The sequence below is a fragment of the Streptococcus mitis genome, assembly GCF_946190275.1.
Classification (GTDB): Bacteria; Bacillota; Bacilli; order Lactobacillales; family Streptococcaceae; genus Streptococcus; species Streptococcus mitis_DC.
Genome location: NZ_CAMHZQ010000006.1, coordinates 79007 through 92194, shown reverse-complemented (window position 1 = coordinate 92194; position 13188 = coordinate 79007). Strand labels below are relative to the sequence as shown.

Genomic DNA, 13188 nt, shown 5'->3' with positions numbered 1-13188 from the left:
CTCAAGGATAAAGAGAAAATTGCCAACGCCCTTCAACTACTCTATTCCAACGCCAAACTGGAAGCCACCAATAATCTTATCAAACTTATCAAGCGCAATGCCTTTGGATTTCGGAACTTTGAAAACTTCAAAAAACGGATTTTTATCGCCCTCAATATCAGAAAAGAAAGGACGAAATTTGTCCTTTCTCGAGCTTAGCTTTTCATCAACCCACTACAGTTGACAAAGAGCCTTTAGATTTTATTTGACTGCTTCTTTCAAAGCATCTACCTTGTCCAAACGTTCCCATGGAAGGTCAATATCTGTACGTCCCATGTGTCCATAAGCCGCTGTTTGACGGTAAATTGGACGCTTGAGGTCCAGCATTTGGATAATTCCTGCAGGGCGAAGGTCAAAGATTTGACGGGCTGCTTTTTCAAGCTTGCTTTCAGCTACTATTCCTGTACCAAAGGTATCGATACGAACAGAAACAGGCTGGGCAACACCGATAGCATAAGCCAATTGCACTTCTGCTTTCTTAGCAAGACCTGCTGCAACGATATTTTTGGCAATATAGCGAGCTGCATATGACGCAGAACGGTCCACCTTAGTCGCATCCTTACCAGAGAAGGCACCACCACCATGACGAGAGTAGCCACCATAAGTATCTACGATAATCTTACGACCAGTCAAACCTGAGTCTCCTTGAGGTCCACCGATTACAAAGCGACCAGTCGGATTAATGAAGAATTTTGTTTGCTCATCCAAGTAAGAGGCTGGAATAACCTCTTTGATAACCTTGTTAATGACATCATTGTGAATTTGTTCGTTGCTGACTTCTGGATCGTGCTGAGTTGAAATAACAACTGTGTCCACACGTACTGGACGGTCATTTTCATCGTACTCAACCGTAACTTGTGATTTAGCATCTGGGCGAAGATATCTTATTTCACCAGTCTTACGAAGTTCTGCCAGACGACGAACCAATTTATGACTGAGTGAGATTGGCAATGGCATGAGCTCTTCTGTTTCATCCACTGCAAATCCAAACATGAGACCTTGGTCACCAGCACCAATCAAGTCAAGTGGGTCTTGATCAGCATTTCCACGGACCTCCAAGGCTTCATTAACACCTTGGGCGATATCCGGTGACTGCTCAACAAGTGACGGATGGACTCCCACCGTCTCAGCAGAAAATCCATACTCGGTATTGGTATAGCCAATCTCTGCAATGGTATCACGAACCACACGGTTAATATCTACATAGGCATTTGTAGAAATTTCACCAAAAACGTGGACGGAACCAGTATATACAGCTGTCTCTGCAGCAACGTGCGCCTCTGGATCCTTGGCTAAAATAGCATCCAAAATCGCATCTGAAATTTGGTCTGCAATCTTATCTGGATGCCCCTCAGATACAGATTCAGACGTGAATAATTTACGTTCTGACATAAAAATGTCCCCCCTTAAAAATAGTGTTATAGAGTTACAAAGTACTGATAGGTATTTTCATTTTCTAAGAGTTACGACGCGAAAGAAATAAAAACGATACTTTTTTATTTCTGAAGCTAGTAAGGCGCATAGGGTGACCGCGTTATAGCGGCAACCGTAGAATGACGAGCGACTACTTTGGAGCCGTCATTCTTTGCGAGTTACAAAGTACTGATAGGAAAACTCTTAGTGATAAATACCTACCATCTTATCGGGACTATATAACTCTTTCATTATACCATTTTTAGGCACAATTTGCAGTCTATAATGTAGTGTTTCAATGTAGATATTTCGTTCTTATAAATTAATTAAAAAAAGTTGGAGCTCAGTACTCCAACAATTACTATTAAAATGTTTGGCGTTTTGCTTTACGCTCTGCACGACCGCGAGCACGATTTTCGGCGCGCTTGGTTTTGCGGCGCTTTTCATCAACCGCCCATTGAATTTTCTTCTTATAACCTGGTTTGACTTTTTTCTTTTTCTTTTTAACCAAACCAATCATTTCGATATCGAGCTTATCTTGTTTTTTCTCACGGTTTGCACGACGATCACGGTCATAGGTATCTTGAAATTCCCCGTCTTTGACCATCTTAGGAGTAAACTTGATTCCCAATTTCTCCAACTCACGGATATCCGAATCATCGCTTGGCTGATAAAGAGTAATAGCTGTACCTGGTAGGCCATTGCGTCCGGTACGACCAACACGGTGCACGAAGAAGGATAAGTCTTGCGGAATGGCATCATTGATGACATGGCTGACACCTTCAATGTCAATCCCACGCGCTGCCAAGTCTGTTGCGACAATGTACTCAAAATCCAGATTTTTCACCTGATTCATGATACGTTTACGCTCACGAGGGGCAATATCTCCATGGATTTTTGCCACCTTCAAGCCTTGAGCAGTCAAGTAGGCATGTAACTCATCAGCACGCGTTTTGGTGTTAACAAAAATCATTGCCAAATACGGTTGCATCAACTGAGTTAACTGGTAAATTTGAGCATTCTTGTCACGTCCCTTAGTAGAAATCAACCAATTATCAATGGTATCAGAAATGACCGTTTTGGTCTTGATTTTCTCCATAACTGGATTTGATAAGTATTTTTTCAAGAATGGTTGCAGTTTTTGTGGAATAGTCGCTGAGAAGACCATGAATTGCAGGTCTTTTGGAAGACTTCCAGCAATCTTATCAACAGTTTCCAAGAATCCCATATCCAAGGTCATATCTGCCTCATCGACCACAAAGGTCTTAGCCTTGTGAATAGCTAGGTCACCAGACTTAACTAAGTCATAAATACGGCCAGGCGTTCCGATAACAATATGAGGCTGGTTGCTTGACAATTTCTCAATCTGGCGAGCCTTATCTGTCCCTCCCACATAATTAACCACACGAACTTCTACTTCTGAGTGAGTAGCAATCTGACGTGCTGCTTGGTAAATTTGAGTAGCTAATTCACGGCTCGGTGCAGTAATCACTGCTTGTACACTATCGCTAGCTTCATCTAATTGCTGGAAAATCGGTAACAAGAAAGTGTGAGTCTTACCTGAACCTGTTTTTGATTCTCCAACCAAATCTCGGCCTGCCAAGACAATGGGAATCAACTTATCTTGTACCTCTGTTGGAGTTGTAAATTTCAACTCCTCCAAGGCTTCTCTAATATAGTTTTTAAATTGAAATTTCGTAAATGACATAATATCCTCGATTCTATCTATCTTATCAATTATACCATATTTTATTCCATTTCAGTAGCCTCACTTATTTATACTCAATGAAAATCAAAGAGCAAACTAGGAAGCTAACCGCAGGCTGTACTTGAGTACGGCAAGGTGAAGCTGACACGGTTTGAATTTGATTTTCGAAGAGTATTAGGCTATTTCCAGTAGCTTCTCTAATAAGAAAAAGGCTGGAATTTTATAGTTCCAACCTCTTTTCATACTCAATGAAAATTAAAGAGCAAACTAGAAAGCTAGCCGCAGGTTGCTCAAAACACTGTTTTGAGGTTGCAGATAGAACTGACGAAGTCAGTAACATCTATACGGCAAGGTGAAGCTGACACGGTTTGAATTTGATTTTCGAAGAGTATTAGGCTATTTCCAGTAGCTTTTCTAATCAGAAAAAGGCTGGAACTTCATGATTCCAACCTCTTTTCAATCTTTATTTCCAGTTTAAAAGAGCATTCAAGCCATAGTGATCACTAACTTGCGGGCTATTGTTGCCATCAAATACGACATGTAAATTTTCCACCGCTAACTCTTTGGTAGTAAAGACATAATCGATTCGAAGGGGTTCAGTATTTCCTTTCCAGCCATCAATTTCTGGTGGAACGGTATAGCTACCGCTTTTCTCTTGAGCAACTTCAAATGCGTCTTGTAAGCCCAATAGACTAGCTAAAATAGCTTGGTAGCCTTCCTGACCTGCTGGATTGTTGAAATCTCCAGCTAGCAAAAGCGGCTTGTTCAATTCTTTCAAGACAGCCTCAAATCGTGCCCATTCTTCTTGGAAACCTTTATCCCACCAAGAAAGGTGGACACTTGCAACTGCAAGTTCCTTACCATCAACTACAGTTTCAGCCAAGGCAACACGACGAGTATGATAGTCTGTTGGATCATCCACATCTGAAACTAAAATTTCTCTGGCTTCAATAGGTGTTTTAGACAAGATAGCCACACCTTCGTGATAGCGATCATAACCGATATGGTTATAGGCCCAAGTCCAGTAGTAATTTTTCCCTTGCTCAGACAACTTTTCAACCAAGAGTCTAACATAGTGATCTTGGTGAATAGGCTCAGCTGCTGGCAAAGGTTGATAGAGATCATTAACCTCCACCACTGGCGAAGTGAGCTCCTGATTGATTTCTTGGAAACAAATCAAATCATAGTCTTTTTCAAGAATATCCTCAAGCAAAATCTGGAATTTTTCCTCAGCTTCTTTTTCCATCCAACTATGAGTATTGAGTGTTAAAAATTTCATTCTTTTCTCCCAAAAGTAAGAGGTTGGAATACAGCTTCCAACCTCAAGTATATCACAATTCTACTTTTGCAACTGCTGTTTTAGCTGCAAGAGAACCTGTTTTTTCTAATTTAACTGATTTAATTGCATCACCATTTGTGAAGACAACTACTGTTGAAGTTTCACGTCCTGCTGCACGGATAGCATCCAAGTCAGCTGTGACAAGGAGATCACCTGCTGCAACTTTTTGTCCTTCAGCAACATGAACTGTAAATGGTTTACCTTCAAGACTTACTGTGTCCAAACCAATGTGAACCAATACTTCAAGACCTGCTTCAGTCACAATACCAAGAGCATGTTTTGTTGGGAAGATGCTTGATACAGTACCTGAAACTGGAGATACAATGTTTCCATTTGCAGGTTCTACTGCAAATCCATCACCCATCATTTTTTGAGCAAATACTGGATCTTTTACTTGTTCCAAAGCAACAACTTGACCGTCTGCTACTGAGTAAACCTCCTCAGTAAGACCTTTGAAGTGAACAGTGTTTTGTTGTGCTTCAGTCATTTGGCTTGGAAGAGTTTCAGGAATGATTTCGCCTGAATCAAGGATATCTTGGATATCAGATTTCAACACGTCAGCTTTTGGTCCGTAGATAGCTTGAACCCCTTGTCCTTTCATGACAAGACCCATAGCTCCTTCTGCTTTCCATTGCTCTGCATTTCCTACTTTATCTGCATCTTTAACAGTTACACGAAGACGAGTCATACATGCGTCAACATCAACGATGTTTGCACGTCCACCAAGAAGGTTAATAATGTTTACAGCTTGAGAACCTGCTGCAACTTTCACTTCGCTGCTAGATTCTTCTGAACCTTCAGCAGTTTCGTAGTTTCCGTTACGCCCTGGAGTTGCGTAGTTGAATTTTTGAATCATGAAGTTTGCAATAAAGTACATGATTACAGCAAAGAGAACAGTTACCCAAACGAAGTTAACGATATCCATACCGATACCAGCACTGATTGCAATAGGTGTACGAGTCAAGAACTCGATTGAACCGAATGAGTGCATACGTAGGTTTACAACGTCAGCCATAGCGAAGGCAGCACCTTGAACAAGTGAGTAAACAAGATACATAGGTGTTGCGATGAACATGAACATGTATTCGATTGGTTCAGTAACCCCTGTCAAGAATGTTGCAAGAGCTGTTGCAATCATCATACCTTTGTATTTATGTTTCTTGTCAGCATCAACATTACGGTAGATAGCAACGATGACACCCATCAAGATACCGAATGAACCGATCATTTGTCCAACTTTGAAACGAGCTGGATGTACTGTATCTAACAAGTGTTGGTATTGACTAGCATCAGTACCTTTAAGGTTTACAAGGTCTGTTACCCACGCAAGCCATAGTGGGTCTTGACCGAATACTTGACTACCTTTAGCTGCACCAGTTAAGACATCATAAGTACCACCAAGAGCAGTGTAGTTCATTGGGATAGTCAACATGTGGTGAAGACCAAATGGCAAGAGCAAACGTTCCAATGTACCATACAAGAATGGTGCAAGGATTGGAGCAGTTTCTTGTGAGTTGGCAATCCAAATACCAAAGCTATTGATACCTGTTTGAACTACTGGCCAGAAAGCAGCAAGTACAATTGCAGCAATTACTGAACGAAGAATAACTACAAATGGTACAAAACGTTTTCCGTTAAAGAATGAAAGTGCATCAGGAAGCTTACGGAAGTTATAGTATTTATTGTAAGCAGTTGCTCCAATAAAACCAGAAATAATCCCTACGAATACACCCATGTTAAGTGCTGGAGCTTCAAGAACACTGATAAAGTAATCAGCAACTTTGATTGAACCACCGAAGAGAGTAGTTACCATAGCATCTGGATTTTTCAACATATCGCCTGATACACCAAAGATTGTACCAGTGATACGGTTAATCAAGATGAAGGCAAGACCAGCGGCGAAAGCACCACCAGCACGTTCTTTAGCCCAGCTTCCTCCAATAGCGAGGGCGAACAAGATATGAAGGTTAACGATAACTCCCCAACCGATTTGCTCTAGTACACCACCAGTAATAACGAGTGGTGCAAAGGTTGGGTTAATCATCACGATAGACTTACCGATTGAAATCATCAAACCGGCAGCCGGCATAACCGCGATAACTACCATCAAAGCCTTACCGAATTTTTGCCAAAATTCGAAAGACAAGATATTTTTGAATGTATCTTTCATCATTCAAATCTCCTTTATTTTTATTTAGGCAAACGTTTTACGAAAACGTTTGCACCTTTTATGATTTAATTATACCACTTTAATTTTTTTTGTAAAGGCTTTTACAAAAAAAAATTACACTTTTTTCTAAAATTTTTGTAGCAAAAAAGGAGATCATTTAATCTCCTCATAAAAGTAGCTAGTTTACCTAAATCTTCAAGAATCGGCGCATGGAAATTCCTGATCCCAGTGAACCGATGAAAATTCCAATCACAAATAATAGGGCAATCATCAGAGGAGTAAATACCTCTGGAGCGATCATAGACAGATTTTGTCCGACCAACGACTTATTGACAGATTGGTAAACCATTCGATAAACAATAAAGACCAACACTGATGGCGCAGTTGCTCCAAGCAAACCAATGAAGGCACCTTCAAGTAAGAAAGGTCCACGGATATAACTGTTCTTAGCACCAACCAAGCGCATGATTTGAATTTCGCGACTGCGAGAAATAATGGTAATACGAATGGTATTTGAAATCAAGAAAACTGCAATGAAAATCAAAAGTCCTGCAATAACTAATCCCCAAACACGGATAAATGATGCTAGTTGGAATAGGCGTTCTGTATTGGCACCACCATCTTGAACTTCTGATACACCTTCAATTTTTTTAGCATCCTCGGCTACAGTTTTTACATCACTTGGCGTATTTGTATCAACGATATAGGCATCATAGAGAGGATTGGCATCCCCTTCAAAGATTTTCCAGTTATCACCCATTGTCTCGGTTAATTTTTCATATTGTTCTTCTTTACTTGAAAAAGTAACACTCTTAACAGTAGACATCCCCTTCAAAGCATTGTATACCTTGTGGTAGTCATTATTTGTAACAGTTTGACCTTCTTTTTCAATGGTCTCGCTATTATCAGCTACATCCTTGCGAATATAAACCATTACTCGAACATTATTTTCAATATCTGTAGCTAGTTTCGCTGTATTGAAAATAACAGAAGCAAATATGGCAACCAAGGTCAAAGTAATCATGACTGAGCTGACAGCAGCCACTGTCATCCAACCATTTCGTTTCAAACTTTTTAGTGATTCAAATAAATGGCGAAAAAATCTACTAATCATCGTATCCATACTCTCCTTTTGATTCGTCACGAACGACACGCCCATTTTCAATGGCAATGACACGGTGGCGCAAGGTATTTACAATCTGGCTATTATGAGTCGCCATCAAAATAGTTGTCCCTTGTAGGTTAATCCGTTCCAAGAGATTCATAATTTCCCATGAATTATCCGGGTCCAGGTTTCCTGTTGGTTCATCGGCTATCAATACTTTGGGATTATTTACAATGGCACGTGCAATCGCAATCCGCTGTTGCTCTCCACCTGAGAGCTCATTTGGGAAAGAACGAACCTTGTGCTTCAACCCAACCAAGTCTAAAACTTCCATCACACGTTTTTTGATATTACGGCGATTTTCCCCGATTACTTCCATAGCGTAAGCAATATTTTCATAGACAGTTTTCTTTGGCAAGAGTTTATAATCTTGGAAGACAACCCCAACACTACGACGTAGAAGCGGGACGTCTTTCTTTTTGATCTTAACCAGATTAAAGCCAGCAACTGATAGGCTTCCTTTATCGATTTTTACTTCACGATATAGAGAACGTATGAAGGTTGACTTCCCTGCTCCCGAAGGTCCTACAATGTAAGCAAATTCTCCCGGTTGAACGCTGACCGAAACACCGCGTAGGGCAGTCGTTCCGTTGTCGTATTTTTTGACGACATCTCTCATTTCAATGATTGACATGTGAGTTCCTTTCTTTCTTAGCTGATTCGCCACTTGAGGTAGGCATCGATAAAACCATCTAGGTCTCCATCCATAACCTTATCTACCTGCGCAACTTCAAAGCTAGTTCGATGATCTTTTACCATAGTATAAGGCGTGAAGACATAAGAACGGATTTGGCTTCCCCATGTGATTTCTTTTTTCTCACCCTTGAGGGAATCTACCTCCGCAGCTTTCTTTTCTTGCTCCATTTGATAGAGCTTAGCCTGCAACATCTTCATAGCTCGATCTCTATTTCCATACTGGGTACGATCGACCGTTGATTGGACAACAATTCCAGTTGGAATGTGGGTTAAACGTACACCTGTTGAAACCTTGTTGACGTTTTGTCCACCGGCACCACCTGAACGGAAGGTATCCATCTTGATGTCATCTTCCCGGATTTCCACTTCAATGGTATCGTCCAACTCAGGCATCACTTCTACAGATGTGAAAGAGGTATGGCGACGTTTGGCAGAGTCGAATGGTGAAATTCGCACCAAACGGTGCACACCCATTTCTGACTTGAGAAGACCATAGGCATTAGGTCCTTCAAATGATAAGGTTACTGACTTGATACCAGCTTCATCTCCTGCTTGGTAATCCAATACTTCTACTTTAAAGCCTTTAGCATTTCCATAGCGAGTGTACATACGAAGCAACATATCACCCCAGTCCTGAGCCTCAGTACCACCAGATCCTGGATGGATTTCCAATATGGCATTGTTGTGGTCATAAGGTTCTGACAAGAGCAAGGTCATCTCGTAACTGGTCATCATCTTATCAAGTTCGGATAACTGCGTTACCAATTCTTCATGCACCGACTCATCTTCTGCTAAAAAGTCCAATAAAATTTCAACTTCATCCTGCAACTCTTCCATCTTATGGAAGGTATTGTAAGTGTTTTTTAATTCATTTAATTCTTGCGACGTTTTTTGGGCCGCGATATTATCGTTCCAAAAATCAGGTTCAGTCATCTTGTTTTCCAAGATGGCAATCTCTTCCTCTAAGCCTTCGAGGTCAAAGAGACCCCCTGAAAGAAGCTAATTTTTCACGATTTGCGTCAATTTTCTGACGAATTACTGAAATGTCCATAAATACTCCTTTTTTACATCATTTCATTATAGCATATTTTATCATTTCTTTCCATCTTTTGCTCTAATCCCTTATTACACGTAAAAAGAAGCCTTTCGGCTTCCCTTCTTACAAGACTTTTGCTGAAGTACGAGTAATCTCTTCTACTTGAATATTCTCTGATTCAAATTTTTCTTTCAAGGCTGGTAAATCAATTGAACCATCGATTTGAACTTCGATAATCACCTTACCATCTTTACGTGGAATATTTACTGTATGAGAGATATTCAAATTTTCTTCTGCAATCAAAGAAACAATCTTTCCGAGGACACCAACTTCGTTTTCCGTAACAAAGCGCACACGAATTCCTTCTTCTCCATAACCAGCAATTTCAAGAAAGGCTTGGAAAACGTCACGGTCCGTAATAACTCCGTATACTTGATGATTATCTACGACAGGAAGAATACCAATCTTGTTTTTCAACATCAGATAAGTTGCATCCTCTAGACTCGCATAGCCTGAAACAGTGACAACATCGCGAATCATGACATCTTTTACTTTTGTCTTATTTAGAAGATAATTCATCTCATAGATAGAAAGACTGGTTGCTTTTGATGGACTAGCTTGGGCAATGGTGCCCTCAGTCACCAAACCAACCAATTGATCATTTTCGATAACAGGCAAGCGGTGCAATCCTTGCTCTCTCATTAAATCTGCTGCATGAGATACTGTTGTATCTGGACTAATATAAACTACCTTGCGGGTCATAAAATCTTTAACTGCCATGAGACTTCTCCTTTTCTATTCTTATCCCTATTATACAATCTTTTTGCAAATCTATCAAACGCTTACATTTCTTTTTCAAAATTCAGAAAAGTATTAATAAGCTAGCAAAAAGAGCTCTAAAATCGAGCTCTGTGAATGAAGGTAAGAAACGTTTCATTCGATTTTTTCAATTATTAGAAATTCATCTTTCAGTGTAGATGTAGATTTGTTTGCAATCTAAATCTGCCGACTAAAACAATCCACTCGATTCGGATGATTGCTTCGCAATCTTCATCCACCGATTAAAAAGGTCCACCAGACTATAATGATGATTACTTCGTAATCCTCATCTACCGACTAAAACAATCCACTGGATTCTGATGATTACTTCGTAATCCTCATCCACCGACTAAAACAATCCACTGGATTGTTTTAGCCACCTAGATATGCTTTTCTGACTTCTTCTGATGAGGCGAGTTCTTTTCCTGTTCCTGATAGGACAATTTTTCCTGTTTCCAGTACATAGCCTCGGTCAGAGATTGCGAGTGCTTTATTAGCGTTTTGTTCAATCAAGAGGACGGTTGTTCCTTGCTTCTGAATATCTTGAATGATATCAAAAATTTCTTGGATAAAGATTGGGGCAAGTCCCATTGATGGTTCATCTAAAAGTAGAAGTTTTGGTGTTGACATAAGAGCGCGCCCCATGGCAAGCATTTGTTGTTCCCCTCCTGAAAGAGTGGCTGCATCTTGGTTCTTGCGCTCTTCAAGACGTGGGAAACGTGAGAAAACTTTCTTTAAGTTAGCTTGATTTTCTTCACGATTTTTCTTCAAGAAAGCTCCCATTTCTAGATTTTCCATAACTGTCAATCCAGGGAAGACGTGGCGTCCTTCTGGTACTTGTGAAAGACCACCTGCCACGATTTTCTGAGCTGGCATTTTTTGGATTTCTTGACCTAAAAATTCAATTTTTCCTGAACTTGGTCGAACCAAACCAGATAAGGTACGGAGAATGGTTGTTTTACCAGCACCATTGGCACCGATAAGGGAAACAACTTCTCCTTCATTAACTTCAAAGCTTACATCACGGACTGCTTGGATCATGCCGTAATGCACAGAAAGATTATCAACTTTTAACATAGACATTAGGCTTCACCTCCTAGATAAGCTTCGATAACACGTTTATTGGTCTTAATTTCGTCTGGAGTTCCCTGAGCAATCAAACGACCGTATTCAAGTACGTAGATACGTTCTGTTACTTCCATTACCAGATTCATATCGTGTTCAATCAGCATAATCGTAATCTTAAATTCATCTTTGATACGACGAATTAACTCAGTCAATTCAGCAGTTTCCTGCGGGTTCATACCTGCGGCTGGTTCATCTAAAAAGAGAATTTTAGGTTCCGTAGCGAGGGCACGAACAATTTCCAAACGACGTTGTTGTCCGTAGGCAAGGTTTTTAGCCAGAGTTTCTGCATCACCATCTAAATCAAAGATTTTCAGCAATTCCAAAGCTTTAGCCTTTAATTCTTTTTCACTCTTGTAAAAAGCTGGCAAGCGTAAGAAACTAGCAAAAACATGTTGTTTGTGATGGTTGCCAAAAGCAATCAAAACATTGTCCAAAACTGTTAAATCTTTAAAGAGGCGGATATTTTGGAAAGTACGTCCAAGTCCCAAAGAGGCAATCTTATAAGGTGCCTTTCCATTCAAAAGGTGACCATCTAAGGTAACTGTTCCCTCACTTGGTTCATAAACACCGGTCAAAAGGTTGAAAAGAGTGGTTTTCCCAGCTCCGTTTGGACCGATTAGTCCAACCAATTCCCCTTCGTTTAATTCAAGAGTCACATCTCCAACAGCTGTTAGACCGCCAAAATGTTTGGTTAACTGTTTTACTTCAAGTAATGCCATTAGTTTTGTTCCTCCTTCTTAGATTTCTTAAAGAAACGTGATAGGCTCAATTCCCATGTTCCAAGAAGTCCACCTGGTCTGAAAATCATTACCAATACCAAGGCCAAAGCGTAAATAATCATACGCACACTGGCAACATCTTGGAGAAGCATATTCAAAATTCCAAGAACAACAGCTGAAACAATGGCACCTGTAATGGAACCAAGTCCACCAAAGACAACAATAATCAAAACGTTGATTGAGTTGATGAAAGTGTAATCTTTGGGTACAACTGAACCGATAAATCCTGCCTGAAGTGATCCTGCAATACTTGCAGTAATAGCACCAAAGACAAAGGCGATGATTTTAATTTTAGTCGTATTAACCCCAACTGACTCAGCAGCGATTTCATCCTCACGAACAGAGAGGGTTGAACGACCAATTGGACTACGCAAGAAGTTCAAGGTTGCAATGGTTGTAATCACGACAAAGAAGTATACCATTTGCCAAGTTGTAAAGTTAGGAATTCCCAAGATACCTGCCGCACCATTTGTAAGGCTTCCGCCATTGATGATAAAGATACGGATAATTTCAGAAACACCTAGAGTCGCTACCGCGAGATAGTCCCCCTTCAAGCGCAAGGTTGGAATTCCGACAAGCAAGGCAACGGCTCCTGAAAGCAAAGCACCTATAAGCATGGCTCCAAAGAAGGCACCGTAGGTTGGTGATTTAGAACCAATAATAGCTGCTGCATAGGCACCAATCGCCATGAAACCAGCATGACCAAGTGAAAATTGGCCTGAAAAACCAACGATTAAGTTGAGACCAACAGCCAGAATAATATTAATTCCTATTTGTTGTAAAATCTGTACATAGAATAGATTGAGTACTCCGACTGAAACCAGTACACTAATCAAGCCATAGCCAGCTAACAAAAGGAGTAACCATAGAATATTAACTTTTAAATTTTCTTTCAT

The 13188-nt window shown here is 40.3% G+C and carries 12 protein-coding genes; 1 reads left to right on the top strand and 11 read right to left on the bottom strand.

What is annotated here, in order from left to right; translation table 11 throughout:
* Positions 1 to 198, top strand: a 198-nt coding sequence (locus N8M20_RS05080) for a transposase (RefSeq protein ID WP_261079313.1), incomplete at its 5' end; no start/stop codon positions are given.
* Between the two features lie 42 nt (positions 199 to 240).
* Here the strand turns inward: N8M20_RS05080 and metK are convergent.
* The 11 genes from metK to N8M20_RS05025 form a co-directional block, all read right to left on the bottom strand.
* The gene (metK, locus tag N8M20_RS05075; protein ID WP_261079310.1) at positions 241 to 1431 is read right to left on the bottom strand and encodes a methionine adenosyltransferase; all 1191 of its coding nucleotides are present in this window, start codon (positions 1429 to 1431) and stop codon (positions 241 to 243) included.
* Between the two features lie 385 nt (positions 1432 to 1816).
* Positions 1817 to 3160 carry a DEAD/DEAH box helicase gene (locus N8M20_RS05070; RefSeq protein WP_261079309.1) on the bottom strand — a complete coding sequence of 448 codons (1344 nt, stop codon included), beginning with the start codon at positions 3158 to 3160 and terminating at the stop codon, positions 1817 to 1819.
* Positions 3161 to 3623: 463 nt separating this feature from the next.
* On the bottom strand, positions 3624 to 4439 hold the full coding sequence (locus N8M20_RS05065; protein ID WP_261079308.1) for an endonuclease/exonuclease/phosphatase family protein: 816 nt from the start codon (positions 4437 to 4439) through the stop codon (positions 3624 to 3626).
* A gap of 52 nt (positions 4440 to 4491) precedes the next feature.
* Entirely contained in the window at positions 4492 to 6672 is a 2181-nt protein-coding gene (locus N8M20_RS05060; protein WP_261079307.1) for a PTS transporter subunit IIBC, read from the bottom strand.
* A gap of 184 nt (positions 6673 to 6856) precedes the next feature.
* Positions 6857 to 7783, bottom strand: coding sequence for a permease-like cell division protein FtsX (gene ftsX / locus N8M20_RS05055; protein ID WP_000625550.1), 927 nt, complete (start codon positions 7781 to 7783; stop codon positions 6857 to 6859).
* The gene (gene ftsE, locus N8M20_RS05050) at positions 7776 to 8468 is read right to left on the bottom strand and encodes a cell division ATP-binding protein FtsE (protein WP_000022265.1); all 693 of its coding nucleotides are present in this window, start codon (positions 8466 to 8468) and stop codon (positions 7776 to 7778) included. Before ftsE ends, ftsX begins: the two co-directional genes overlap by 8 nt.
* A 17-nt stretch (positions 8469 to 8485) precedes the next feature.
* Positions 8486 to 9581 (bottom strand): peptide chain release factor 2 gene (gene prfB / locus N8M20_RS05045; protein WP_138337628.1). Its coding sequence is split into 2 segments (ribosomal slippage): positions 8486 to 9508 and positions 9510 to 9581, totalling 1095 coding nucleotides; the frame shifts between segments, so codons are not numbered across the junction.
* 108 nt (positions 9582 to 9689) lie between these two features.
* Positions 9690 to 10346 (bottom strand): CBS domain-containing protein, encoded by a 657-nt coding sequence (locus N8M20_RS05040; RefSeq protein WP_000268668.1) that lies wholly within the window; start codon positions 10344 to 10346, stop codon positions 9690 to 9692.
* 411 nt (positions 10347 to 10757) lie between these two features.
* Positions 10758 to 11468 (bottom strand): ABC transporter ATP-binding protein, encoded by a 711-nt coding sequence (locus N8M20_RS05035; protein WP_000062200.1) that lies wholly within the window; start codon positions 11466 to 11468, stop codon positions 10758 to 10760.
* Positions 11468 to 12232 carry an ABC transporter ATP-binding protein gene (locus N8M20_RS05030; RefSeq protein WP_001185995.1) on the bottom strand — a complete coding sequence of 255 codons (765 nt, stop codon included), beginning with the start codon at positions 12230 to 12232 and terminating at the stop codon, positions 11468 to 11470. The genes N8M20_RS05035 and N8M20_RS05030 overlap by 1 nt, the downstream gene beginning before the upstream one ends.
* Positions 12232 to 13188: a branched-chain amino acid ABC transporter permease gene (locus N8M20_RS05025; protein ID WP_261012606.1), complete on the bottom strand. Its 957-nt coding sequence runs from the start codon at positions 13186 to 13188 to the stop codon at positions 12232 to 12234. Before N8M20_RS05025 ends, N8M20_RS05030 begins: the two co-directional genes overlap by 1 nt.